Raw genomic sequence first — 24,843 nt, 5'->3', positions numbered from 1 at the left:
CTGGTGGTCAGCGCCGGCGGGGCCGGAGTTGGGCGTTGGTGTCGAACAGGCGCTTCTCGGGGGAGGTCAGCACCGTGGTGACCTTGAACCCGGGGCGGGTTCCCAGCTTCCACAGGGCACGGCCCGGCCGGCCCGTCGCCCAGCCCGTGATCGCCTGGTGTTCCCGCTCCCCCAGCGCGAGCGCGTCGGCGAGTTCGTCGGCGACGCGTGTGGACTGTCCGAACAGGACACGGGTCGCGCACAGCGCGAGCAGGTCCTTCGCGATCGCGGTTTCCGTCGACCCCGCCGCGCCGACGGTGAGCAGGTCGGAGGGTTTGTGGGCGGCCAGGACCTGGATGGTCTGGTGCCGGCGCGACAGCCTCAGGTCGGCGTCCACGGTCTGCACGGCTCGCAGCCCCAGGCGCATCTGACGCCACACCTCGTCCCGGACCACGAGGCGGATCTCGCCGTCCCGGCGGAGATCGGTGGCCGTGGACACCCACGAGCCGAGCAGGGTCAGCGCGAACGCGATCGCCTGGTCACCCCGGCTGGCCAGCCGCTCCAGGTCCAGTGACTGGATCGGCGCCGACCAGTCGAGCCTGACCGTGGTGTCCCCGTCGAACAATCCCGCCAGGGGGCCGCGGATCAGGGTGCCCAGGGCGTCGGTGATCCCGCGCATCGCGTCGAGGAACTCACGCTCGCCGGGGAACCTGGCCTGGCGCCACAACTCCGGGTCCGGGTGGGACAGCGCGTGGTGGACCTCGGGGATCGTGACCGACCGCATGCGGTCAGCGCCACCGTCCACGCCCGCCAGTCGGCGCAGCGTCGCCGACAGGACCATCTCGTGGGTGGGGGTCGCCGGGTGGCCGGCGGCCTCGGTCAACGCCACCAGGAGCCGCACCCAGCGCCCCACCGTGGCGGAGGCTTCCTCCGCCCGCTCCCGCGCCGTCAGGCCGGACCATCGGGCGCCCAGCGGCCCCAGGTCCAGCGGGTTGATGCGTACCCCGGGCGCGCCCACCCTGATCGGCTCCGCCCCGAGGGCACGCACCACGGGGCTGTACTCCCCTTTGACGTCTCCGGCGATCACGGTGCGCACCCCGAACGGCATCAGACGCACCGCCAGCGCCAGCACCGCGCTGCTCTTGCCGCGACCGGGTTCGCCGAACACGATGATGTTGGGGTTGCTGGTGATCCCGCCGAGCACCCACTCCACGGGGTGGCAGTAGAAGACGGCTCCGGACAACGCGTCGTAGCCCAGGCGCGCGCCGACGGGCGGCAGGGTGGCGGAGTCGAGCAGCGGCCAGAGCCCACCGATCTCGCTGGTCGCCGCCCGGCACACCACCAGCGGCGCCTCCACCGGGCTCCATCCCCAGCCCGGCCGGGAGATCCCCCGTCGCGGGACGCGCGGTCCGGTCTCGCTCCGCTCCGGCGCGGGTTCGGGGTCGCGGGGCCGGGCAGGGGGTTCCGGGCCGAAGGCGCGGAGCAGGGAGGCGAGGGTGCGGCCCTGGGGGCCGCGGGGCGCGCTCACCGCGCCCTCCTGATCCGCGTCCAGCGCAGCTTCGGCAGGCCGAGTCCGACCGGGACACAGGCGGCGACGAACGCGTTGTCCTGCGCCAACTCCAGCCGGAGCAGCCGGATCCGGCCGGTCGCGGTGTTCTCCAGTCGGGCCGCGTGGTCCTCCACCTCCCAGTCGGCGGGGACGGTCACGGACACCACGGCGGCGTAGCGCACGATGGCATGTCCTGCCGCGACCGCGTTTTCGTCCCCGTACGCCTCGCGCACCGCCCGTTGGTCGGCGGCGGACACGGCGAATCCCCGGCGTGTCTTGATGTCCCTGATGAGCGCGTGGCGCTGCCGTTCGACCCGCACGGCCCGCCGTGCCAGGTGCGGCGGCAGGATCTCGTAGTGCACCGCCAGCGCCCGCCGCTCTCCCACGGTGCGCGGGATCACCAGGGATCCCAGCGATCCGAACAGGACACCGGACTCCGGGAGCGCGGCGTAGGTGACGGAGGTGAACCCGTCGTGGGTGTAGGAACGCGCGGCGGGCGGTGGGGCCGCGGTCGGTCCGGCGGCCGCCCAGCACGGGTGCTCCCCCGTCGCGTGGGGGTTGAATCCGCTGCGGACGGCCGCGGCCAGACCGGGCGAGTCCAACCACTCGACGTGGGTGCATCCCATACCGCGTAGCTGGTCCTCCACCCCGTCCAGAGCCCGGTAGAGGGTGTGGGCGCGGCCGTCCGGTCCGCCGCCGGCGGCTGCGGCGGGTCCGCGCAGGGCGGTCTCGGGTGCGGAGACCGCGAGGAACATCTCGTGGCGGATGCCGCGCTCGGCGAGGGTGCGACGGAGTTCGTCGGTCACCGCGACCGCCAGGTCAGGGGCGTCGGGCCGGTGGTGGGTGGCCCGCCACGTCTCGTAGGCGGCGCCGTCGTCGGGGGCGGTGCGGACGTAGACGCTGAGGCGGGTGATCGTGTCGTGGTGGGCGAGTCCCCGCAGCAGGGCGCCCAGCCGCACGGCCAGCGTCTCCCGCTCGTCGTCGCTGGCCAGGCCCACGCCCTGGTGGGTGAGCCGAGCCACCACGGTCCACTGGTGGTCTGCGGTGTCGTGGACCAGGCAGAGGCGTCCGTGGTCCTTGTAGGTCGGTCCGTCCACGAACGACAGTCGGGACAGCGCACCGGGCAGATCCGGTTCCTGCGGTGGGAGGACTTCACCGGCGGCGATGTGGGACTGCCACGCCGACCAGCCGGTGAGCGCCCCGACCCGATGGGTGGCCCAGTGCAGCATCCACCGCGCCGCGGGGCGCCCGCGGAACGGCACGACGACCAGGCCCGCCGCCGCCCCGCAGATTCCCAGCAGCAGCATGCTGTGCTGCCAGTTCCCGGCGGCCAGTGAGGTGACCACCGGGATCGCCAGCAGCAGGCACGACACGGTCTGCCCGAGGGTCAGCCCCATCAACCATTCGCCGTGTTCTCGTCGTGACAGTCCGGTGTAGACGCGTGGGCTCATGCCTGATCAGGGCTCCCTGGCGGTGCTGCCGGCCTCGCCGGTCGCCGCGGCGTCCGGTGCCGGCGGAGACGGCAGGGGTTCGGCGGTGGGCGGAGGTTCGGGTTCTGGCACGGGTTCGGGTGGCGGCGGGGCTTCGTCGCGGGCCGGGGTCGCCTGCGCGTCGGAGTCGGGCGCGTCGGTAGGAGGCGGCTGCCCCTCGTCCGCGGCCTGTTCTGCGTCCTGTTGCTGGGCGACGCGGTCCTCGTCGTCCTGGTCGTCGCGTTGGGCACGGGCGGCGTCGAGGTCCTCCTCGGCTCGCCGGGCGTGGTCGTCGTCCCCGTCCTCGGCGAACCGACCCCACCGGTCGGCACGGTCGGTGTCGTCGGTGTCCTCGTGGTCGTCCTCGGCGGGGGCGAAGCGTTCCTCGTGGGCGCGCTCGTCGGACTCCTCGTCCCCGCCGGTCAGACCCACGCGATCCATCCCGGTGTCGTAGGGGTGGCGGCCACCGGCAGCGGCGAAGGCCTCCCGCAACGCCTGCCCCGCGCCGGTGTTGGGGTCGACGAAGCTGAACAACCGGAACAGAACCACCGGGCTGTACAGGCTCACCAGCAGCAGCCCGCAGGACACGAGGACCTCCGCCAACCCCTGGGCGCCGCCGGTGGCCAGCACACCCAGCGAGATCGACAGGGCGAGCACGGGTTTCATGCAGATCGCGGCGAGCAACCAGCGCACCGTGACCCAGAACCAGTGGGCGGTCACTCCCGACAGCAGGCCCGCCGCGGCCAGGGGGGTGCAGCCGACCAGGATCAGGATGGCCGCGGCCCGGAACAGCATCTCCAGCAGGTAGCCCAGCGCCGCGGGGATGATCCCGAACAGCGCGCCCAGCCCGAGGGTGACGGCCTTGATCGAGTCCTTGGCGCCGTCGGTCAGGCTCGTGGCCCGCAGGGCGTCGCCGAAGTTGTTGACCTTCAGGGTGGCGCGCAGGATCCCGGTGGCCAGGCCGTCCGCCGCGGCCAGGAACAATCCCGCACTGCCCCCCACCACCGCGAGGGCCAGCCCGTACTGGACAGGCCCCGTCACCAGACGCAGCGCTCCTCGCCCTCCCCTGAGCATCACGGAGATGAGGTGCGCGAAGAACAGGCCGAGGGCGACCAGCCCCGACAGGTACAGGGTCAGCGGCCAGATCGTGCCGATCGGGCCTTGGCTGGTGGAGACGGTGATGGGGAAGGCGTCGGCCAGCTCGAACGCGACCCGCAAGAACTCCAGGCCGCAGTCCCAGATCGCGCGCATCGCGGTGTCGAAGGCGTCCCTGGCGATGTCCTTGATCCAGTCAGGCACGGCGGACCTCCCGGTAGCCGGCGGCGAGGCAGGCGTCGCTGCCGGGCCAGGCGTGCGGGGCCGGGGCGGGCAGCGGACCGGGGGCGACGCGCCATCCGACACCGGCCCATCGCATGGCCTGGCAGTCCCCCAGCCCGCCCCGCGCGGCGCCGGCCTGGTAGGTCACCGACATCTCTCCGAGCACACACACCACCACGTAGCGGCCGCGGTCGGTGCTGCCTTTGACCAGGCCGTGGGTGACGCGGTACTGGGCGCGCAGGTCCGGGACGGGGCCGGTGGCGGGTGCGCCGGCGTGGACGCGCAGCGCGACGACGGTGCGGTGCACCCCGGTGGTGGCGGGATCCGGTGCGCCGGGCATCGCCAGGTGCCGGTAGGCGCGCTCCACCAGAGCGGGGTCGGCCCCGTGCAGAGCGGTCTCCCACAACACCACGAGCTGCGCCAACGCCCCTTCCGTGGAAGCCGTGAACTCGCCGGGGACCCATCGGCCGGTCTCGGTGGCCGCAGGCAGCACGTGGGGTTCCGGGCCGCGGGCGGTGGACAGCGGTTGGGGGCGAGCCGCCTCCGGCGGCAGGGAGGGCATCGGGCGCTGCGCCAACTCCCGCTCGTCCCCGCCACCAGAACTGTCCACAGTGGATTGTTCTCTGTGGATGGTGCGGAACGACGGCCCGGGAGCGAGGTGGAACAGGGCGATCACCACCGCTCCCGCCAGGGCGCCGGCCAGCAGCGGCAGCAATCCCCGACACCGAACACGGACACGTGGACGACCTGGCATCGCGTTCACCCGCCCGCGAAGGAGCTGATGAGCTGGTAGCCCATGCCGTAGAAGAGGCCGCCGGCGCAGGCCACGACCATGCCGATCACGCCGATCCGGGCCAGACGGTGATGGTCGAACCACCGGCCCGCGCACCACACCGCCAGTGCGGTGAAGAAGCACCCCACCACCGACCACCCGGCGAAGCCCTTGGCCATCGCGACGATGTCGATGATGGGTTTGGCCCACTCGGGGGTGATCGGGTCCGGGTTGGGCGGCAGCTGTCCTGGCAACGCGTGGCGACTCATCGCACGATTCCCCTTCCTGGCCTTCCCCACCAGGGCGTGGTGTGCCGGCGGGGTGTGAGTCCGAGGTCGGCCAGCAGGGGCAGCAGAGCCCTCCGCGACCGGGATGGCGTGATCTGCGGGCCGATCCCACCGCGGACGATCTCGGGGTGGTGTGGGAGAAACCGCGCCGAGGTGAGCAGGGCGCTCACCCTGCGGCCGGCCGCGCCCACCACGCCGCGCGGCCAGCGCCGCGCTCCCGACACCACCAGGGCCCGCACCGGGACGACCAGTCCGGCGTGCACCCACGGCTCCAGGCGGGCCAGGAGCTGCTCGGCGGCCACCAGGCTCGGCCGGGACGGGCGCACGACCAGGACCGGGCACGGGGCGGGGGTTCCGCGTCGCATCCACACCCCGGGACCACCGGCCGGGTTGGTCGCCAGCCGCCACCCGTCATCACCGGTGTCCACCACCGTCACGCGGGGAGTGCCGGTGGGCGGGGTCCACCACCGCGGGCCCGGAACCAGTCCTGGCGTAATCACCGGCAGGGTGGTCTCCAGACGTAGCACCAGGGCGGGGCCACGGTGGCCGCACCGCAACCACACCCGGGCGTGCGGCGAGGGCCGGCGCGGTCCCTGGGCGGGTGCTGCGGCCGAAAGCCCACTGCGGGCCGGGTCGTTCGGGTCGATCAGCAGGGTTGGTCCCCCAGAGGCGAGCAGATCGGTCAGCACCGCCGCGACGACGCTGGCCCCCACCCCCGCACCGGCCCCCAGCACCGGCACGACCTGACCGAACGCCCGCCAGTCCAGGTGCGCGGGTTCGGCGGCGCGGACGGCGTCCTCGTCGATCACGCGCAGCGCCGCCGCCGCACCCACCGCGACCTCCCCTGCCAGTTCCCGCACCCGCTCCGGGTCGGCGCCCGCGTGTGCCGCGTTCGCGGCGGTGAAGGCGGCGGTGTCCACCACCCCGGCCAGGTCCTGCTCCGTCCCACCGGGATGGGCTCGGTGGGCGATGCCCGCCCACCGGGGCGCCGCCGCCACCCAGGGCGGGATGGAGGTAGGGGTTCCGGGCAGCACCGGCCGTTGCCCCGCCTCCCCGAGCGGGTCCGGCCGGTGCTGCCCGCGCGCCCCGCCCGCACCGTCGGTGGTGGCCTGGTCGGCGGCCGGGGCGGCCCATCCCGCCCCGGCCCGGTGGAGCGCTCCCCCAGCCCCGAACAGGGGCTGTCCGTGGTGTGGTTCGGTCATGACGTCCTCCGTGCGCGAATGACGCGAGAATCAACGCGAGACCGCACCGAGGCACGAAATGTTCCGAAGGGCTCACACGTGCGTTTCTCGCACCACCACTATCGACGACGGATCATCCGAGGCACAGGGTTCTCGCGTTGCCACATCACCTGGCAATGACAACGAACGGGAAGTCGGCTGGGCATCGTCTCGCCTGTGCGTGGGAGGGGGAACGCTCATCGCTGATGCGCAAGGCGGGGTTTCGGCTGGGGCTGGCGCGATCCTGAGGAACTCGGGATCGGGGGGCTACGACTCGAACATCTGTTGCCAAACGAAGGACATTCCAGTTGATGGCAACCGGCTGGAACACGACCGTGGCAACTGGTGGTGAGTGAGAACATGCGGCCGTCGGCGGGGCGGTGGCACTCACCGGAACGACGTGGTGGCTGTCTCTGCCACTGGGCCTGATCGCAGGACTGGCGCTGTCGATCGGACGGCGAGCCGTCCAGCGTCGCCGTCGTGACCGCACCTGAACGCGACACGACGTCCCTGGAACCGGCGACCGGTTCCAGGGACGCCACCACGTCCTGGACGTGATCCCCGGCGAGGTCTGCCCCCTCGGACCGAGGGTTCGCTACCCGACACAGCCACCGGATGACCTGTGTCCGTCAGGCATGACCGGCAGCACCACAAAGAGCGGCCTGCCATCTTCCAGAAATCCGCGGAGCACCACCGATCGCCCCGCCGCAGCCGCCCGACGAGGCCGTGGCGGTTGGGGTGGGGCGATGGCCACCAGCGCTCCCCCGGCGTCCAGCACCCGGTCGCAGGCCACGGCGAGCTGACGCGACGGCGCCCGCCGCCCTACCTCCACTTTGCAGAGCTGTCCGGCGCTGTAGGCGACCAGGTGTCCCAGCTCCCGCAGCGTCAGGCCACGACGCTTGCGCCACCGCCGCAGCTCCGCGCCGAACACCCGCCGCCCCGGGTAGCCACCAGAGCCGTTCATCAGATCCCCCTTCACCTTTCACAGCACCTCCTTCCGCTGGGCCTTGTGGGCAGAAGCCGAAGGAGATTTCCCTTCTTCACCACTGAGGTCATGGCGGTGAACGTCACCCAACAGCCGGGTGTTGTTGTTCTTTCCGCCGTGATGGCACGTCGGGCTGGCGTCCCCCAGACACACCGCCGCCACGCGCGCCGAGTCGCCTTGTCCTTACGCCACAACCAATGCCGTGTTCGGCATCGCCGCGAGGATGAGGTGCCGATCGGTGGTGGCCTGGCCGGGTACGACCTCGGCCGTGCCGGCCCCACCACGATGGTGTCGAAGACGGCCATCCGGTTTTCTCCCTGCTCACGCACGAACCAGCAGGCCCCACCTGTCGTCAGCCCTTCCCTGGGGTCCGCTCCGCGCTGTTCCGATGGAGGCGGTGATTCCGGCCCGCCGCGGCAGCTCCCAATGGGAGACCGCGAAGCGGAGTCGAGGAGGCTTTCTCTCCCAGACGAGGTGTCAACCGAGCATGCGGTGATCGTCCCGTCGCGGCGTTGGCGTCATCAAGGGTTGCCATGTCGCGACACACAGGCGACAGGGCAACACAGGCAGCAGTTGCTCCCGGAAGGACTTGCGCACAGCGGGACGACCACGCCGAACACCACCCTGCGTGCGCGCACTCACGCGCGTACGGGAGGTGATCGCGTCATGTCAAGGAGGCGCGTCCCGCGCGAACCACCGTGTCGGACTCGTCGTTCACAGCCAGGGTGGGGAACCCGGCCACGACGGCGCCGCACCCCGGGCGAGGAGCGGCCTCACCCCTCGGACAAGCCGCAGCGATTGATCACCGCGCGCTTCGGTGTCGGACTCGCTTCTCCCCCGCGCCTTCCCCGCCACCCCGGCGGGACCGACTGTTCCCAGCGCCGCCGTCACCCGTCCTCGCTGCGGCGCGAGAAACTCTCGCCACGGAGTCGCTCGCGGATGCTGGTGGCGCGGGCGGAGCCGAGTTCGTCGAGCAGCTCCGCGGCCTCGCTCCACGCGTCGTGCGCATCCTGCGGCCGTCCCATCTCCGCCACGAGATCACCCACCCGCTCCAGGGCGTCGGCGGTGCCGAACCGGTCACCCAGGCGACGCCGCAGAGCCAACGACCGCTCCAGGTGACGCAGCGCCTGGTCCAGCTCGCCACGCTCTCGGTGAACCTCGGCCAGGACGGCCAGCGTGTGACCCTGCCCGTAGCCGATCCTCAGCTCGGTCTGGATGGCCAGCGCCTCGGTGAGACAGCGGTGCGCCTCCTCGATCCGGGCGGCGGCACGGTGGACGTCCCCGAGGGCGGACAGGGCCATCGCCCGGCCGTGCTGGTCGGTGGTCTGCTCGAACAGCGTGAGCGCCTCGCGAAGACGCGCACCGGCCAGGTCGAGATCGTGTCGGTCATGGGCGACCAGGCCGAGCCCGGTGGTGGCCCACGCCTGCCCGCGCGGGTCGGCGAGCTGGCGACGGAGGTCGACCGCGTGCCGGAACTGCTGTTCGGCCCGGTCGAGATGGCCCCGGCCGCGCAACAGGTAGGCGTAGGTGGCCGTGACCCAGGCTTCGCCGTTGGTGTCGCCGGCCAGTCGGGCGGCGCGCTGGCCGAGCTGGTGGAGCCGGTCGTAGACGTGGTGGGGTCCCCGCATCATCAGGTAGGTGGTCCAGGCGACGGGGAACTGCCACGCGGCCTCGTGCAGGTCGTGGTGGAGCGCCAGCCGGGTGACCGCGACGATGTTGTCCTCCTCGGTGCGGTACCAGCGCAGCGCGTCCTCCCGGGAGGAGAACTCGTGGGGAACCACCCCGGGCAGCGGCGCCTTCAACGGCAGGGGGCGCAACGTGGGTGGCGCGATCACGGCCCGGGCGTTGTTGGAGGTGTGGAGGTACCAGTCCACGAGGCGGGTGGCGGCGTCGCCGCGCTGCTCGTGGGTGTCGAGAGTGGTGGCGAGTTCGCCGGCGTAGCCCCGCAGCAGGTCGTGCATGCCGTACAGGTCGGGCCCGGTCTCCTCGGCCAGGTGCGCGTGGGTCAGGGTGGTCACCAGTCGGTGTGCCTCGGGAACCGCGAGACCCGCCAGCGACGCCAACGCCGGCAGGCTGATCTGCCCCGGGTGCAGGCTCACCAGCCGGAACAGCCGCGCCGCGTGGGGATCCAGGGCGGTGTAGGACCAGCTCAGGACCGGGCGGATCGCCGTGGTCTCGTCGTCGTCCACCGCCAGCGCGCCCAACAGGTCACCACTGCGGGCCAGGTCGTCGACGAGGTCGGACAGGCGGTGGTGGGGGCGGGTGGCCACCCGCTGGGCGGCGATGCGCAAGGCCAGCGGCAGGTACGCGCACAGCGTCGCCAACCGCCCGACCGCGTCGGGTTCGGCGGCCGCGCGGTCAGCGCCGATCACAGCGCGAAGCAGGGACTGGGCGTCCTCGGGCGACATCAGACCCAACGGCACCCGCCGGGCCCCGGTCCACATCATCAGGCTGTCCTGCCGGGTGCGGCTGGTGATCACGACCACGCAGCCCGCGGCACCCGGCAACAGCGGCAGGATCTGGCGGGACGCGCGAGCGTTGTCCAGCAGGACCAGCACCCGGCGAGGGGCCAGCAGCGACCGGACCATGGCGGCCCGTGGCTCCAGGGAGGCCGGGATGTCGCTGGGCTGGACGCCGAGGGCGATCAGCATCTCCTCCAGCACATCCCCCGGTTCGGCCGGCTCGCCGTCGGCGGCATACCCCCGCAGGTCGGCGTACAACTGGCCGTCCGGGAACCGTGGGGCGACCTGATGAGCCCACCGCAACGCCAACGACGTCTTCCCGCACCCGGCGGCGCCGTCGATCACGATGACCGGGCAGCCGGCGTCCAGCGCCTCATCCAACGCCGCCAGTTCGTCGTGCCGGCCGGCGAACTCCGCCGACACCAGCGGGAGCTGCGCCGGCCGGAGCGCTCCCTCCCGGGCGGCGGCGCTGGTCTGAGCGCACCGCACCAACTCCCCGCCCACGTTCAGGGCCTGGTCGCACGCTTCGGCGAACTCCACCGTCGCGGCACGCTCCCCCAGCTCGACCTTGCTGATGTGCCCCGCGGTGTAGTGGACGATCGCGGCGAGTTCCCGCAGCGACAGCCCGGACGCCTCCCGCGCCCGCCGCAACCGGTCCCCGAACCCCGCTGCGCTGTCCTGGTTCTGGTTCCCCCTCTGGCCGGTCATCGTTCCCCCTGAGCCGTTCGTGTCCTCGTGCCGGCAGAGCAGACACCCACCCACACGCGCAGACGAGACGAATCGGTGATCTTGCACCGGCGTGCCCGACGTTTTCCCCCTGCCGAGTGACGGAAGCGACCAGTGGCCGTCATCGCCCGCGGCCCCAGCGGCACGTCCGAGTGATTTTCCCGTTCACGAGGCGTTCCCCGGCGGCAACGACCACAGGATCAAGGAAGATCCACAGCGACTCGGCAGCCCCGTCAGGAGAGAACAACAGGATGGCCTCGTCGCCGCGTGACCGTGACGTTCCACCCCCGCCCCGGCTGGAGGAGATCAGCGACGGTCTCTACGCGTACGTGCAACCCGACGGCGGCTGGTTCATCAGCAACTGCGGCGCCCTCGTCGGCCGCCACGGCGTGATCAGCGTGGACGCCTGCTCCACCGCGCAGCGCACCCTCGCCTACCTCGACGCCCTCAGCACCGTCACCGACCAACCGGTGCGCACCGCCGTGGTCACCCACCACCACGCCGACCACACCTACGGCCTCTACCTGTTCCAGGACGCCACCATCATCGCCCACGAACACTGCCGGCAGGCCGTGATCGACCAGGGCCTGGGGCTGCGATCGGTGCCCTGGCTCGCCCCCGTCGACTGGGGCGACATCCGACTCGCCCCCGCCACCCTCACCTACACCGACCGCCTCACCCTCTGGCTCGACGACCTCCGCTGCGAGGTCCTCCACGTCGGACGCCCCGCCCACACCGTCGGCGACACCATCGTCTGGGTCCCCGACCGCAAGGTCCTCTACGCCGGCGACCTCATCTCCAACGGCGTGACCCCCGTGCTCCTGCACGGCTCACTCACCGGCTGGATCCACGTCCTGGAACACGTCGTCAAACCCCTGGGCGCCCACACCGTCGTCCCCGGCCACGGCCCCGTCTGCGGCCCCGAGACCATCGACCACGTCCTGGACTACCTCCACTTCGTCCAACGGGTCGCCACCGAAACCAAACAGGCCGGACTCACCCCCCTGCAAGCCGCCCACGAAACCGACCTCGGCGAGTTCCGGGACCTGGTGGACCCCGAGCGCATCGTGCTGAACCTGCACCGCGCCCACGCCGAACTCGACGGACTCACACCCGGACAGTCCCTGAACATGAGGTCCGCGATGCAGGACCTGGTCGCCTACAACGGCGGCCGCCCCCTCACCTGCCACGCCTGACCACCCACACAGCCAGCGCACCAGGTCCTCCCCACACCCCGGCGTCGCCATCAGGCACCCGAGCTTCCCCTGTGCTCGGCGCATTCCCTTGCAGCCCCTCACAGGAGCGAGCGATGAGGACCCAACAGTAAAGCCGCAGGTCAAAAGCACGAAACGGTCATGGTGGCCTGGGGGATTGCGGTGAACCTCCGGACGTGCATGCCCAGGCGTGAGGCTCGCTGCACCCACCCATGATGGCTGCAGCCGTGGCAGTGGTGGTGGGCGCGCAGGGGTGGTGCGGTAGTTGGGCGATGGTGTCGAGCACGGCGCGGATGTCGGCCTCGGCCTGGGGCGGCTTCGGTTTCCCGTAAGGGGCTTTGATGGTGCGCCCGGTCTCGGGGTAGTGCAGGATGCCGCACCGGTTAGGAGGGGACCGGTCTAGGCCAAGGGAACAGAAGCGCAGAAGCGGTGTGAGACGGCCGGGGACGAGCGGGGCTCTCCCCGTAGCCTCTGGGGCCATGGATGATCACGCTCGTCACATCCCCCCGCCGGACCCGGACGCCGCGTCCTGGTGGGAGTACCGGGAGATCGCCGAGATGAGGATCGAGTCAGCCCAGCACCTGGATCACCAGGCCCGCCAGGAGAAGGACCCGGATGAGGCCGCACGCCTGGTGGGCCGCGCGCAGCTACAGGTCCTGACCGCGCTGTACCACCAGCTCCGCGCCATCGGCGACCACCAGGAAGTGCTGGCCCAGCAACAACAGCAGCTCGCCAAGCGGCTCTCCGACCACGCCCAGGCCCTCGCCGATCACGCCGGCGGCATGGCCGACCACCGTGCCGCCCTGGGCAGTCACGTCCAAGCCATGGCGGAGATGACCAAGGCGATCGCCAGCCACGGGGAAGATCTTCGCCACGCCCTGCAGGGCTGGAGCCGGTGACGAGACGAGACGACGCTGCCCCGGCCTGGATGGCCGGGGCAGCTTTCCGCTTCGTCGGCTAGCCGCGCCGCGTCTCGATCACGGCGAGCGAGGCGTTGTCCTGCGGTGCCAAGCCAACGTCGGCCGTGGCGTCCAGCAGCGATCGGGCCAGCTCGGCCACGCCGGCGTGCCGGTGGGCGGCGACGAGCTCGGAGATCCGGTCGTCACCGAGGACATCGTGCAGCCCGTCGATGGTCAGCAGCACCAGCTCCGCGTCGGTGACGGCGCTGGGCGCGGTGCCGACCGTGACGCGGGCCAGGGTCGTGCGCTGCAGCCGGTCGTAAGCAGCGGCCAGCTCCTCGGGTGGCCACGGTGCCGCCGCCACGCCGTGGGGGGTGGTCCTCCGTCAGGCGCACTGTGATCCTGGTGCTCGTTACTTGTAGACACCGAGTGCTGTAGACAGCGCTGTGCCGCTGTCTACAGGACTGACCTTGAAGGTGTTCTGCCGCCATCACCGGCCACGGCCGCTGGCCCTGCCGGTCCCCCGTCGTCCTGGACCATGTCCGCACCGCCGACCGCTGGCAGGACATCCCCTGCGCGGCATCGGCCTGTCGCCGGGGTTTCCATCCGCCTGACGGACGGAAACCCCCGACAATCTTTCCGCCGCGGTCGTTCTCGGTGGTGGAAAGATCGCCGATCTTCGCTAGCGTTCGTGTGTCGGTGAGCAACGACGGCCTCGCTCGCAGATCTCCCTAGGGTGCCGGGATTTCGACCGGTAGCCGGCTCCGGTTGGAGCGGCCCGAACGGGAGACAAGGAGAGAGCATGGCCGGATCTGGAGACGCCGACGACAACGGGACCCCCGACAACAGGGGGGCATGGCCCCTGTGGCTCGCCCCAGCCTGTGCCGGGCTGGCCGTGGCGCTGGACGCGGTGACCGCCGTGACCAGCAGCTACCCGGTGGTGCAGATGACCACCAGGTTAGCCGCGGCCGGGCTCCGCCTGCTCGCGCACGTGACCCGCAAGCGGTAGGCGGAGAAGAGCCCGTTACCCCAAGGCCGGGAGGGAGCCGGTCCACAGGGTGCTGGCACACCCTGAGGCTCCCTTCCGGCCTTTCCCTGCCTTCTACCAGCGATGATTCACTCCACTAGGAGTGCTACTCGGACTGGTCCGGATTCCTCTGCGAGTGCATCATCACCCGACCATCATCGCGGGTGCCGGGATAGACCGTCTAGACGCACCCCCAGACGGAAGTATCTCCGAAGAACCTGCCGCCCCCGCGGCTGGTGCCGCAGGGGTTCCTCGTCCGCCGCCCTCGTCGGCGTCGAGCGCCTCGTGGTGCCGGCCGACGACGTCGCCGGCCGGTGCCCTCGCTGAGTTCGCCGCCGGGCCTGGCCGCAGTCCCGCGACTGCGGCACCGGCCGGGGAGGGGGAATCAGGTTCCCCCTCCCCGGTTGGTCGTCGGTCGTCGCTGTTCTCCGGACGTCCGAAGACGAGCCTGACCAAGCGTTCGTGGGCTCACGGGCGTGCTGCTCCCACAGATTCCGGTGGGCTGCCCCGGCGTTTTCGTACGGTGCACGCGGCCGACCAGCCCGCGAGGCCGTGGTCCTGATGCTCGCCGACGCCGGCCCGACGAACGCGCTGTCGGTCAGCGGTGCCCGCACGGCAGCGCGCGACGGGTCGCCGGCCCGGTCGGGCGCGAATCACAGGAGCTTTTGCGGGGCAGCCAGGCCGAACAGGCCGGCCGCCAGCAACTTCAGACCCGCCAACGTCCACCAGGACAGCCAGGTACCGACGAGGACTCCCACACCGATCAGTGCGAGCACGCCCGCCCCAGCCCACAGTTCCTTGCATTCCCTGCGCTCGATTCTGACGGCCGATGCGCTTCCACAGCTGGTCATAGCGGCGGGTGCTGATCGGCCGCCCATCGCGGTAGCGAAGGAGCTGCCCGTCCGGTGGGGCGCCGCGCTGGTCGACGTGCCGCTGAAGGTGCCCCATCAACCTGGCGAGACCGGTTGCCACCGCACGGTCTGCCCCTTCGCCCGCAGGAAGACCAGACACTGCTCGACATCGAGGTCGCGGGGATGTGGGCCAGGGCCCCGCCGCGGCGGCAGGCGGTTTCGGTGTGCAGCCGCAGCAACAGGGTGTCCAGTTCGGGATCGTTGCCCGTCGTGGCCGCGGCCTCGTTGATCTCCGCGAGGCCGGCATGGGACACCGCCCGGCGGGTCGAGGGCAGACGTCGGGGTGTGGTGACCTTCCTGGCCGGGTTGTGGGCCGGGTCGATGAGTTGCAGCACCCCTGCCCCGCCGCCCGTGTCCGTGCTCAAGTGCACTTGAGCACGCGACGGTGGCACCGTCGACCCACGTCGCTGCTGGCCCGTTGGGGTGGTGCCGGTGAGGTCGCCGCTGATCAGGCCGGTCGTGCCTGGACCTCCTTCACGTCGTTCCTGTGACGAGCGCACCAAGGCGTTCGCCGTGACGAACGCACTCCCGCTTCCCGCCGTCCCCGCGCTTCGCGCCACCGCCACCGTCTATGGCCTGGCAGCCGTCGACACCCGTGGCCGCGTCGCCGACCAGATCACCGTGCGGGCACTCGGCTGGGCGCCGGGAACCCGACTGAACCTGCACGAGGCTCAGGGCCTGTTGGTGATTCAGCCGGACCCCGAGGGCGTCTCGATCGTGGGCGGCCAGGGATACCTGCGGCTGCCCGCTCCGGTTCGGCACTGGTTCGGCCTGGTTCCAGGTGATCGGGTGCTCCTGGTCGCCGATCCCGCCCGGGGCCGGCTCGTCGTCCACCCACCCTCCTCCCTGGACGCCCTGATCAGTGAGTGCCACACCCGTCTGCTCGGAGGTGAACCGGCATGACCGCCCACCCCTCGTCACCACCGCCGGTCGCCGCGGAGTTGGAGGCGGCACGGTTGCTGCTGGACCGCATGGGCATCGCACCCGAGGACCTCCTGGCGGCCCCACGGTCGGACAGGGAAATCCCCACCTTCGCCACCTACATCCCCATCGTTGAGAAGGCTGTCTCGGAGGGGACGCGGCGTGTGTACGGCTCGTACTGGAACCGCGTTCCCGAACGCTGGGGCCACAGACGCATCGACGAACCAACCCCGTCGGAGATCAAACACCTGGTCGAGCAGGTCAAGCTCACCGTGGTGACCCGCCGGAACTCCCGTGGCGGACGAGGCGCCGCCGAGCATCTCGTCGCCGCCCTGCGCTGCGTCTACCGGCACGCCGAGAACGACGGGCTGATCACCCGCGGCCAACAACCCGGCGCGGAAGGTCCCCAAGCCTCGGCGCCTGCCCTCGACCCGCCGGGCCGTGGCTCACCAAGGGCTGGCCGAGATCATCCGCGTCGCCGCGACCACCGGCAACGACCCCGCGCTGGACACACTGTTGCTGCGGCTGCACACCGAGACCGCCTGTCGCCGCGGGGGCGCGCTCGCGCTGCGTCCCCGGGACCTCGACCCCGCACAGTCCTTGATCTTCCTGCGCGAGAAGGGCGAGACGGTGCGGTGGCAACCGGTCTCACCCACACTGATGGCCCACCTGCGACAGCACGGCGAACAACGCGGCGCCCCACCGAACGGACAGCTCCTTCGCTACACCAGCGGGCAACCGATCACCACACGCCGCTACGACCACCTGCGGAAACGGATCGGCGAACACCCTGCCCTGGGTGGCCACACAGGGCATCTCCACCCACTGGCTCCGTCACACCACCCTGACCTGGGTCGAGCGGAACGCCGGCTACGCCATCGCGCGCGCGTTCGCTGGTCACATCGACGGCGGCGACACGGGATCCACCGCGACCTACGTCCGGGCGAGCCTGCACGAGGTGGCGACCGCCCTGTCGGTACTCACCGATGAACACACCCCTTGGCGAGCAACGACGCAGACTGACAGGTGGGGCCCGGCCAGGTTCTTCTGGCCGGGCCCCACCTTCGACAGCCTGGTCTCGGCCGACCATGTTCGACGGCTCAACCCCGCAGCTGAGTCCCTTGGGCCGTTCCAGTCGAAGTTCGCGAAGACCGGAGCGCCTGACCTGCGGCCCGCCAAGCAGGGGCGAACACCGCGTGGCTGTGTTGTTCGGACTTTTGGCGGATTCCGTGGAGGGCCGCGGGCCGGAGACCGTTGGGGTATCGCTCGTTCGGATCGTCACATGAAGCCGGCCCGGACAGGCGGTGGTGACTCCCCGGCCGGTCATCACTGCACCGGGTGAACTCTCTCCGTGATGGGCACGGCGGCACACAGCGTGGACGGTGCGAGCCGATCACACCAGGAGGCATGGCTGATGGGCGCGTTCACGAAGCGGGCAGGTGACATCACGGCGGCGGTCGTCTACGACGAGCGGGGACACCTGTTCGTGTGGCAGCAGTCGCTGGAGGACAGGGATGAAGTGCGGGTGCTCTACCCGCGTGAACGCCGGTTGGTCGAGCAGGGCGAGGTCCCCGTGCTGCGGCTCACCGTTCGTCCCTATTCGGGGATGGTGGAAGGGGAGGGCTTCTACCACAAGGAGAGGTTCAGGTTCATGGGGAATCTGAGTGACGGCGTCACGTGGAGGACCAGCAAGCACCAGATGACCCTGAACTCCAAGCGGGAAGGTCAGATGTTGGAGATCCGCATGGACATCCAGCAGGAGGGCAGGACAATCAACTCCACGATCGTCGCACGCCTCCGCGTGTGACACCGCGGACCGCGATCGTTATTCGGTCGAACGACCGTTTCCAAGGTAGGTACGAATACCACTGCGGCTGGGCGGGGCGCGTGTTTGCCGAGTAGGTGTGGACGGCGGCCCGAGTTGCCCGGACCTAGTTGGCGGATCGCAGGCGGTTGCGCGGGAAGAAGCGCTTCGGCCGTTCGTTCGAAAATGTTTGGCGTGCGCTACCCCGTGGTCACGGTTCGGTTCGGAGGGAGCAGCGGGTCCAGTAGTCGAAGAGCTGGTCGGTCAGTTCGTTCAAGCGCGGCTCTGCGGCTCTCGGAGGAGTCCTTGGTGAACTCCTCGGAGTCCACGCCTGTCATATGGAGTAGCGAGAGCGCCGTCTGCTCCTTGGGGTGGAGTTCGTCCTCGGGAGCCGTCTGCAGGCGCACGAACGTCACGCTTTCCGGCAGCACGTTGTACTCGTCGAAGTGCAGGAACTCAGTCAGGCGTCGCCGCAAGATCTGCCAGATCTCGGGTTCGAGATCACGTTCGGCAGACTCGTCGTCACCGAAGGGCTTGTTGACCGCCTCGACGTGATCGTGTCCTTGTCCCTGGGGTGACGCTGTCGCCGGCCTCGGGGCACCGCATCCCCACCCTGCCCAGCGGACATCCGACAGACTTCGACGAGCTTCGGGACGACCCACGCCGCTACCGCACGGCCCCGTGAGACGCGAGGTGACGGACGGCACCCTGGGCCACAACGCCGAGAAACACGTCCGCACCGTAAAGCGGCCGCGTCCATGCCACGCATTCACACCCCAGGGCGGCCACATAGCGAGATCGATTCGTCCGCGATCTCACGTCGCGATGGTGGCGACACAAAACCGTCGACCCATCAGGGGTCAAGGTTTTCGTGGCCGGTTTCCTTGGGCGTTGAGCGGCGCTCGTCAACCAGAGCGATCTTTTGTTGGAGCGTCTTCCGGAACCGGTGTCGCATCTCCGCCTGATTGTCGCCGAACCGCGGAGTCGGCCGGCTTGCTTCCTCCTTCCGTGCGCCGAACGGGGCGGTTCGTGGCCCTGGCCTGGGCTGAAGCACACCCTTCTTCCAGACCTACCAGTCCGCTTCGCGGGCCGTCCATACCCTGATCCGATGACGATTGTGCGACGTGTAGGTGACACCTGACCCGGTCGGCCGAATTGTGCCGTCAGCCCTTCTGGTCAGCCGAGTCCGCCAAATAGCATGGCACCCGACCGAGGGGCACGGCGGAATCCGGCGTGATCCCACGATCGCCAGAGAGGCACAGGCGATGCTCGTTCTCGGCCCGGCCGGTGATCCGTTCCGCTCTTCCCTGACCGCCGAACCGAACGAGGTTCCGTTCGCCCGACGACAGGTGGTCCTCGCCTGGGATGACGGAGCTTCGGTACGGGCGACCGAGATCCGTCCCGGCATCGCGGTGAACGGCGAGCCCTCGGTCGCTCAGGCCCGACTCGCCAAGCTGGGATTTCCCACCGAACGGGAGCGGCCGGCGCTGTCGCCGGACGAGTTCGTCGCCGAGATCGCGGAGTTGGTGGAGCGGCTGCGACGCCGTCCGCTGGGGCGGCGGCTGGTGGACTTCTTCGGGGTGGCCGAGCCGCTTCCGGACCCGTTGCCCGGGGAGGTGGAGGGAACGTACGGCCAGGACCACCCCGACCACGGGATCAACCCCCGTGTGCTGGAGGCCCGCCTGGCCTCCGTGCCCGACCGCCGGGTGCCGATCAGGTTGGTGGTCCTGCAGGACGAGTCGTTCGCCGACCACGTCCACACCCTGGTGGAGCCGACGGCGAGGTCGGCGCCGGCGGCCGACGGGCGCGGGGCGTTCGCGACGATGGTGTTCGGTCCCCGCAACGGTTTCCTCGTCGACCGGGTCGCCATGGCGCCCGAGATCGGCCTGGCCCACCAGATGGTCCACGCCGTGCACATCCTGTCCGGGTCGCTCGACGTAGGCGGGGGTTCCGGTGCGGACGCCCCGGTCGGGACTCCGGAGAGACTCGCGCGGAGGATGTTCCTCGCGCGGACGGGCCGGACCCACGACAGCGTGTACCGGTGGGACGACCCGGCCAACGCCGCGGAGTGGAACGCGTTGTCGGCGGGGCAGAAGACGGCGGTCGCCGAGCTGAAGAAGCAGTACGACGAGCTGGTCGCCCTGGCAGGGCAGGTCTTCCAGCCGTTCACGCCGAGCGCGGTGAAGGCCGGAGAGGTGTTCTTCCAGTCACCGGTCGTCACGCTGGAGGAGGCTCGGACCCACGGCAACGATGTCACCACGGCCTGGGTCAGTGGGGTCCGCCAGGACGTGAACCCACGCCGACTGGGGCCGTCGCGGCGCCAGAACAAGTCGGACAGTTGCGCCAAGGCGAACATCAAGCGCATCGAGGACCACATCAGGAAACACCCGACGGACAAGAAGGCCGTCGAGGCGCTGGCCGGCGCGCAGCGGACCAGGCAGGCGCGCCTGGACGCGCGGACGCTGGACGAGACCAGGATCGCCGCGGAACTCGGCCTCCCCACCCGGGCCTCCTACGCCCCCACTCTGTCCAAATTGGACTCCGGCGGCGTCGAGGTGTTGTGGCAGCGTCACGTGTTCCTGCCGAGGAAGCGTGCCGACCTGCCCGACGCCGCGTTCCGGGACCCCGCCCCCTTCACCGCGCTCGTCGCGGCGTTGCCGCCCGACAGCGGCGCCCCCGACGACCCGACCCCGGTGGCCGACATCCGGGACTACGCTCAGAAACTAGCGGCCTGGGTGGCCGCGGATGGCCGGAGCCGAGAGCTGGGCGCCGGCTGGCGCCCCGGCGATCATCCCCTCTTCGACTGCACGACACGACAACGCCTGCGCACGGTGACGGTGGACCCGTCCCAGGTTCCTGAGTCCGTGAGGCAACGCGCGTCCGCTGTCGCCCAGGACGCGCTCCAGCATCCGGCGACACCGGTCAGCGGCAACGGGAACGAACGACAGCGACCCCGCGTGCCCGCGCCCCTGCCGCCCAAGCCGCCGCAACGAGAACGTCGAGACCGGTGAGGAGCCGCAGCGATGCTGGTGTCGGAGCTGCGATCGCGTATCGAGGACGCGGTCTCCAGCGGGGAACCGTTCACGCTCTCCGCCCAGGACCTGGGCCTGGACTACGCGGCGGAGTTCTTCGACACGTACCTGTCCGGTGATCTGGTGGTGCGGGAGCCGTTGGACCACGACCTCGCGGGGCTGCGGCTGTCCGGGGCGGCCCAGCTGGGGGAGGTCGGCGACCTGCCCCGGGTCGACGTGGTGTTCGTCGAGAACGCCGACCGGGTGACCGGGTTGCGGCTGGCGGCGCCGCTGACCGAGTGGGAGATCGACACCTCCTATCTCCGGCTGTCGTTGGACGTCTTCCGCGACGGGTTCGGCTTCGACGGCGCGGTCCTCGTGCTGGCCGCCGATGTCGGCGCCGAGGGCGGCCGGTCCTGGGCCGCCGGTGGGCTGGCGTTCACGGTGCGCTCGCACCGGGCGTGCCTGGTGGTCCGTCCGCCCGACGAGCCAGGTGGGGTGTACGAGCTGTCCGGGGAGTTCGGTCCCGAGCTGGGGCTGCCGGATCTCGCGGCGCTGGTGGACCTGCCCGGTCTGGACGCGCTCACACCGGAGGAGCTGGCTCTGCCCGAGGAGGTGCCCACCGGTGGCGCGCTCGCCGGAGTCAGCCTGCGGTGCGGCATCGACGGCACGAACGGGTTCCGCTGGATGTGGGTGGGCGTCGAACTGTCCAATGTGGACTGGGTTCTCGTCCCCGACCTGTTGCGCGTGGACCGTCTCGCGGTGCGCTTCGGCGTCGGTTGGGACGAGCCCGGGCTCGGGCTGCCGCCGGCGCGGTCGGTCTCCGCGGAGCTGGTCGCGGCGCTGCGGGTGGGCGGCGACACGGTGACCGCGCACATCAGCGTGCCGGATCTCGTGCTGACCGCGTGTCTGGACAACCCGGACGCCACCGATGAGCTGGTCGAGGACCACCTGGCGGAGTCCGGGATCGACGTCGGCGTGCGGGTCTCCCGCCTGGCGGTGGCGGCCCGGTTGGCCGACCGCTCCTACACCGTCTCCCTGGGGCTGGACACCTCGTGGCGGTTCTTCGAGGACCTGTCGGTGGAGGGGGTCAGCCTGGAGTTGTCGGGGATCGGTGGCGCGCCCGACCTGGTCACGATCACCGCCGGCCTCGCCGTGGCCGACGCGGTGGTCTGCCTGGAGGCGCGGCGGGAGGCGGGCACGGGCTGGCTGCTGGCCGCCGACACCACCGCGGCCCTGGAGTTCGCCGGGTTCTCGGACTGGCTCCGCGACACCCTGGGGACACCGCTGCCCGCCCCGCTGGCCGGGCTCACGCTCGACGAGGTCGCGTTGGCCTTCGACCCCACCGCCCAGGTCGCCACCGTCACCTGCGCGTGCTCCCTCCCGGTGGGCGAGGTGCTCGCTCCCCTCGCCGTCCACGCCCAGGTCTCCCGGGTCGGGGAACCAGCGTCAGTTTCTGGGGTGAGCTGTCCCTGCCGGCCGGAGGGGACGACTGCGTCGAGCGGTGGTTGGACCTGCGGCTCGCGTTCGACACCGACCCGGCCGGGACAGCGTTCGCCGCGTCCTGGCACGCCGACGAGGGTGTGCCCGCGCGCACGCTGCTGACGGCGCTGGGCTGGGAGACCGCCGAGCTTCCCGACCTGCCCTGGCCCGAGGCGCGGGGTGTGGTCGTGGCGTACGACTCGGCGACCAGGGCGTGCGTGGTGGGCGCGGGGACCGAGCACGTGAGCGTGCTGGCGGCCGCGGTGGGCGAGGGGGCGGGCCGGGCGAAGGTCCTCCAGGTGCGGGGGCGGGTCGACGCGCGGATGTCGCACCTTCCGCTGGTGGGGGACGCGGTTCCGGCCGATCGGGACGTCGTGGTGGCCGGCGCCCAGTTCGGTCACGCCGCCTCGGCGTGGACGCCTGCGCAGGTGGCCGCGGTCGCCGCGGCGCTGGACCTGGTCGGTGACGCGGCCCAGGTGCTGCGGCTTCCCGGGCTGCCCGCCGAGGGGTTGGCCGCGGGCCTGACGGTGGGGGTTGAGCTGGTGGTGGCGGGCAAGCCCACGCCGCTGTGGTTGGCGGCTGGTGCCGGGAACCGGCGAGCGGGAGGAGCGGCATGACGGAACTGGAGCGCCGGCCACGGCAGGCGGGCGGTGAGGCGTGGCGGGACCTCGGTCTGACACTGGGCCCGGTCGAGGTGCGACGGGTCGGGTTGAGTTACGCGCAGGGCCGGTTGTTCGTGCTGGTGGACGCTTCTCTGGCGGTGGGTCCGGCGCAGTTGGCGTTGGCCGGGCTGGGCTTCGGCATCGACAGTCGCTTCACCGTGTCCCCGACGCTGCGGGGCGCGGGCCTGCAGATGGACAAACCCCCGGTGCGCGTCACCGGTGTGCTGGAACGGCGCGTTGATCCGAAGTACGCGGAGTGGTTGACCGGCATGGCCGCGGTGGAGACGGGTTTCTTCGCGCTCCACGCGATGGGCAGCTACGCGCGCAGCCGCGACGGCTGGTCGTCGATGTTCCTGTTCGGCGAGGTCGGCGGCAGCGGTGACCGGGGGTTGTTCGGACCCCCGGTGTTCACCGTCATGGCGGTGTGCCTGGGCTTCGGCGTCAACAGCCGGATCCGCGATCCCCGGATCGACGAGGTGCGGGACTTCCCGTTGGTGCAACGGATCTCCGGCGGTGCGGGCGGGACCCCGGAGGAGGTGCTGGAGTCGCTGGCCGGCCCCGGCGGCTGGGTCACGCCGCGGGCCGGGGAGTACTGGGGAGCGGGTGGCCTGGAGTTCAGCTCGTTCCGGTTCCTGGAGGCCCGCGCGCTGCTGCTGGTCCACGGTGGACCGACGTGGCAGGTCTGCCTGATCGGCCGCACGACCCTCGACCTGCCCCGCAACAAGGCCGCGAGACGGCCGTTGGCCCGGCTGGTGGTCGACCTGGCGATCGCCTACCACGGCGAGCACAACCGGTTCTCGATGGACGCGGTGCTCGCGCCCGGTTCCTACGTGCTCGATCCGGCGGCCGAGTTGTCCGGCGGGCTGGCGCTGTACATCTGGGGCAGTGACCGCACCGCCTCGGGCGGGGGCAAGGGGTTCGTCTTCACCGTCGGCGGGTACCACAGGGACTTCCAGCCGCCCGGCTACTACCCGAGGGTGCCCAGGGTCGGCTGGCGCTGGTCCCGGGGCCCGGTCACGATCAGCGGCGAGGCGTACCTGGCGATCACCGACGGGGCGTTCATGGCCGGCGGGCGGCTGGAGGCCGTGTACGACAACGGGCACGGGATCAACCTCCGTGCCTGGTTCACGGCCTGGGTCGACGCGCTCGTGCGGTGGAAGCCGTTCTCCTTCTCCCTGTCGATGGGCCTGAGCGTCGGCGTGTCCGCGACGGTGAAGGTGGTGTTCGTCCGGGTCCGGGTGTCGCTGGAGGTCGGGGTCAGCCTGGACCTGTGGGGGCCGCCGATCGGTGGGCGCGCGCGGGTCAAGGTCTGGTTCATCTCCTTCACGATCGGCATCGGCTCCGGGCGCGACGAGGCGCCCCTGCCCGGGTGGGACGAGTTCCGGGTGCAGCTCCCGGCGGCGGTGGCGGTGGTGCCCCAGCGCGGGTTGCTGGCCGACGTGGACGCCGCGGAGACCGAGGCCCGCAAGGCCACCAAAGCGCCCCAGCTGGTCTCGGCCGACGGCTTCACCGTCGCCACCGAGTCGGTCGTTCCCGCCTCGAAGATCACCCTGAACGGCGCGCTGCTGGAGGGCGCCGAGAAGGACCGGATCACGATCCGCCCGATGGGCTACCGCGACGTGGTGTCCGAGCACAGGGTGACGGTCCACCGCTACGACAGCGTGTACCACCCGAAGGACAACGACTGGTCGGTGACGGTGGTGCGGCGGGGTGTGCCGCGGGCGTTGTGGGGTGATCCCGGTACGTCCCCGGAGCGGGCGATGAGGGAGGACGGTGTCATCTCCGGGTGCCTGTCCGGCATCCGGTTCCAGGTGCCCGCCCCTCGCCGGGAGGGCGAGCTCGGCCCGGTCCGCGGCGAGGCGCTGGAGGTCGACGAGCTGCCCCGCGCCGCGATTCCCCTCCAGGAGCGCGACCCGGCGGGGCCGCGCGCCGAGGCCGACCCGGACAGCGTGGCCACCATCAGTGATCCCGACGGGGGGATCGGCGCGGACGACACCGCCGGGCGCCGCACGGCGCTGTACGACGGGCTGGCGGCGCTGGGCGTGGCGCCGGGCGGCAATGCACCCCTCGGGGCCTACGCCTCCCGCGCGAGCACGCTGTTCACCGACCCACCCCTGATCACCGCCGCCTCGGGGAGGTGAACGTC

General features: G+C 71.3%; 21 protein-coding genes. 11 read left to right on the top strand and 10 right to left on the bottom strand.

The genetic code is table 11. The features are described from left to right. Positions 1–7: 7 nt before the first annotated feature. The 8 genes from BUE43_RS28045 to BUE43_RS28010 form a co-directional block, all read right to left on the bottom strand. Positions 8–1,507: an ATP-binding protein gene (locus BUE43_RS28045; protein WP_073489063.1), complete on the bottom strand. Its 1,500-nt coding sequence runs from the start codon at positions 1,505–1,507 to the stop codon at positions 8–10. Next, a complete protein-coding gene (locus BUE43_RS28040) occupies positions 1,504–2,979 on the bottom strand; it encodes an SCO6880 family protein (protein ID WP_073489061.1) in 1,476 nt (491 codons plus the stop codon). Before BUE43_RS28040 ends, BUE43_RS28045 begins: the two co-directional genes overlap by 4 nt. A 6-nt stretch (positions 2,980–2,985) precedes the next feature. Further along, positions 2,986–4,296, bottom strand: a complete 1,311-nt coding sequence (locus BUE43_RS28035; RefSeq protein WP_073489059.1) for a hypothetical protein — start codon at positions 4,294–4,296, stop codon at positions 2,986–2,988. Continuing rightward, a complete protein-coding gene (locus BUE43_RS28030; protein WP_083960249.1) occupies positions 4,289–5,029 on the bottom strand; it encodes a hypothetical protein in 741 nt (246 codons plus the stop codon). The genes BUE43_RS28035 and BUE43_RS28030 overlap by 8 nt, the downstream gene beginning before the upstream one ends. Positions 5,030–5,073: 44 nt before the next feature. After that, on the bottom strand, positions 5,074–5,355 hold the full coding sequence (locus tag BUE43_RS28025) for a hypothetical protein (RefSeq protein ID WP_073489057.1): 282 nt from the start codon (positions 5,353–5,355) through the stop codon (positions 5,074–5,076). After that, positions 5,352–6,575, bottom strand: a complete 1,224-nt coding sequence (locus tag BUE43_RS33790; RefSeq protein ID WP_143174436.1) for a CpaE/TadZ family protein — start codon at positions 6,573–6,575, stop codon at positions 5,352–5,354. The genes BUE43_RS28025 and BUE43_RS33790 overlap by 4 nt, the downstream gene beginning before the upstream one ends. 613 nt (positions 6,576–7,188) lie before the next feature. Continuing rightward, positions 7,189–7,557: a helix-turn-helix domain-containing protein gene (locus tag BUE43_RS28015; protein WP_143174435.1), complete on the bottom strand. Its 369-nt coding sequence runs from the start codon at positions 7,555–7,557 to the stop codon at positions 7,189–7,191. A gap of 908 nt (positions 7,558–8,465) precedes the next feature. Beyond that, positions 8,466–10,748: an ATP-binding protein gene (locus BUE43_RS28010; RefSeq protein WP_083960248.1), complete on the bottom strand. Its 2,283-nt coding sequence runs from the start codon at positions 10,746–10,748 to the stop codon at positions 8,466–8,468. 269 nt (positions 10,749–11,017) lie between these two features. On the opposite strand from BUE43_RS28010, the gene BUE43_RS28005 reads away from it, so the two are divergent. Both BUE43_RS28005 and BUE43_RS28000 read left to right on the top strand, forming a co-directional pair. Beyond that, positions 11,018–11,962, top strand: coding sequence for an MBL fold metallo-hydrolase (locus BUE43_RS28005; protein WP_073489053.1), 945 nt, complete (start codon positions 11,018–11,020; stop codon positions 11,960–11,962). Positions 11,963–12,459: 497 nt separating this feature from the next. Next, the gene (locus BUE43_RS28000; RefSeq protein WP_073489051.1) at positions 12,460–12,879 is read left to right on the top strand and encodes a hypothetical protein; all 420 of its coding nucleotides are present in this window, start codon (positions 12,460–12,462) and stop codon (positions 12,877–12,879) included. Between the two features lie 58 nt (positions 12,880–12,937). Here the strand turns inward: BUE43_RS28000 and BUE43_RS27995 are convergent, their stop codons facing one another. Beyond that, positions 12,938–13,243 carry a hypothetical protein gene (locus tag BUE43_RS27995; protein WP_073489048.1) on the bottom strand — a complete coding sequence of 102 codons (306 nt, stop codon included), beginning with the start codon at positions 13,241–13,243 and terminating at the stop codon, positions 12,938–12,940. A 438-nt stretch (positions 13,244–13,681) separates the two neighbouring features. Between BUE43_RS27995 and BUE43_RS27990 the strand changes: the two genes are divergently transcribed. Further along, entirely contained in the window at positions 13,682–13,888 is a 207-nt protein-coding gene (locus tag BUE43_RS27990) for a hypothetical protein (protein WP_073489046.1), read from the top strand. A gap of 671 nt (positions 13,889–14,559) precedes the next feature. On the opposite strand, the gene BUE43_RS35690 is transcribed toward BUE43_RS27990, so the two are convergent. Continuing rightward, on the bottom strand, positions 14,560–14,682 hold the full coding sequence (locus tag BUE43_RS35690) for a hypothetical protein (protein WP_268844454.1): 123 nt from the start codon (positions 14,680–14,682) through the stop codon (positions 14,560–14,562). 648 nt (positions 14,683–15,330) lie between these two features. Between BUE43_RS35690 and BUE43_RS27980 the strand changes: the two genes are divergently transcribed. The 8 genes from BUE43_RS27980 (at position 15,331) to BUE43_RS27945 (ending at position 24,838) form a co-directional block, all read left to right on the top strand. After that, entirely contained in the window at positions 15,331–15,720 is a 390-nt protein-coding gene (locus BUE43_RS27980; protein WP_234995968.1) for an AbrB/MazE/SpoVT family DNA-binding domain-containing protein, read from the top strand. An 817-nt stretch (positions 15,721–16,537) separates the two neighbouring features. Further along, the gene (locus tag BUE43_RS35830; RefSeq protein ID WP_327083582.1) at positions 16,538–17,080 is read left to right on the top strand and encodes a hypothetical protein; all 543 of its coding nucleotides are present in this window, start codon (positions 16,538–16,540) and stop codon (positions 17,078–17,080) included. Positions 17,081–17,152: 72 nt separating this feature from the next. Next, positions 17,153–17,545, top strand: a complete 393-nt coding sequence (locus BUE43_RS27970; protein ID WP_073489044.1) for a hypothetical protein — start codon at positions 17,153–17,155, stop codon at positions 17,543–17,545. A gap of 368 nt (positions 17,546–17,913) precedes the next feature. Further along, a complete protein-coding gene (locus BUE43_RS27965) occupies positions 17,914–18,120 on the top strand; it encodes a hypothetical protein (protein ID WP_073489042.1) in 207 nt (68 codons plus the stop codon). 687 nt (positions 18,121–18,807) lie between these two features. Then, entirely contained in the window at positions 18,808–20,553 is a 1,746-nt protein-coding gene (locus BUE43_RS27960) for a hypothetical protein (protein ID WP_073489040.1), read from the top strand. A 12-nt stretch (positions 20,554–20,565) separates the two neighbouring features. Next, entirely contained in the window at positions 20,566–22,158 is a 1,593-nt protein-coding gene (locus tag BUE43_RS27955) for a hypothetical protein (protein WP_073489038.1), read from the top strand. Continuing rightward, the gene (locus BUE43_RS27950; protein WP_159447802.1) at positions 22,137–22,652 is read left to right on the top strand and encodes a hypothetical protein; all 516 of its coding nucleotides are present in this window, start codon (positions 22,137–22,139) and stop codon (positions 22,650–22,652) included. Before BUE43_RS27955 ends, BUE43_RS27950 begins: the two co-directional genes overlap by 22 nt. Then, the gene (locus BUE43_RS27945) at positions 22,649–24,838 is read left to right on the top strand and encodes a DUF6603 domain-containing protein (RefSeq protein ID WP_073489033.1); all 2,190 of its coding nucleotides are present in this window, start codon (positions 22,649–22,651) and stop codon (positions 24,836–24,838) included. Before BUE43_RS27950 ends, BUE43_RS27945 begins: the two co-directional genes overlap by 4 nt. Positions 24,839–24,843: the final 5 nt, after the last annotated feature.

Origin of the sequence: Streptoalloteichus hindustanus (assembly GCF_900129375.1) — a bacterium.
Lineage (GTDB): Bacteria > Actinomycetota > Actinomycetes > Mycobacteriales > Pseudonocardiaceae > Streptoalloteichus > Streptoalloteichus hindustanus.
Note: the sequence above shows the minus strand (reverse complement) of the source record. Positions and strands in the feature narration are given on the sequence as shown.

Excerpts from the sequence above, each read along its gene's own strand:
- BUE43_RS28000 (WP_073489051.1), top strand. The coding sequence starts at position 12,460 with ATGGATGATCACGCTCGTCACATCCCCCCGCCGGACCCGGACGCCGCG.
- BUE43_RS28015 (WP_143174435.1), bottom strand. The coding sequence starts at position 7,557 with ATGAACGGCTCTGGTGGCTACCCGGGGCGGCGGGTGTTCGGCGCGGAG.
- BUE43_RS27945 (WP_073489033.1), top strand. The coding sequence starts at position 22,649 with ATGACGGAACTGGAGCGCCGGCCACGGCAGGCGGGCGGTGAGGCGTGG.
- BUE43_RS28025 (WP_073489057.1), bottom strand. The coding sequence starts at position 5,355 with ATGAGTCGCCACGCGTTGCCAGGACAGCTGCCGCCCAACCCGGACCCG.
- BUE43_RS33790 (WP_143174436.1), bottom strand. The coding sequence starts at position 6,575 with ATGACCGAACCACACCACGGACAGCCCCTGTTCGGGGCTGGGGGAGCG.
- BUE43_RS28010 (WP_083960248.1), bottom strand. The coding sequence starts at position 10,748 with ATGACCGGCCAGAGGGGGAACCAGAACCAGGACAGCGCAGCGGGGTTC.
- BUE43_RS27955 (WP_073489038.1), top strand. The coding sequence starts at position 20,566 with ATGCTGGTGTCGGAGCTGCGATCGCGTATCGAGGACGCGGTCTCCAGC.
- BUE43_RS27970 (WP_073489044.1), top strand. The coding sequence starts at position 17,153 with ATGGGCGCGTTCACGAAGCGGGCAGGTGACATCACGGCGGCGGTCGTC.
- BUE43_RS28040 (WP_073489061.1), bottom strand. The coding sequence starts at position 2,979 with ATGAGCCCACGCGTCTACACCGGACTGTCACGACGAGAACACGGCGAA.
- BUE43_RS27990 (WP_073489046.1), top strand. The coding sequence starts at position 13,682 with ATGGCCGGATCTGGAGACGCCGACGACAACGGGACCCCCGACAACAGG.
- BUE43_RS27960 (WP_073489040.1), top strand. The coding sequence starts at position 18,808 with ATGCTCGTTCTCGGCCCGGCCGGTGATCCGTTCCGCTCTTCCCTGACC.
- BUE43_RS28005 (WP_073489053.1), top strand. The coding sequence starts at position 11,018 with ATGGCCTCGTCGCCGCGTGACCGTGACGTTCCACCCCCGCCCCGGCTG.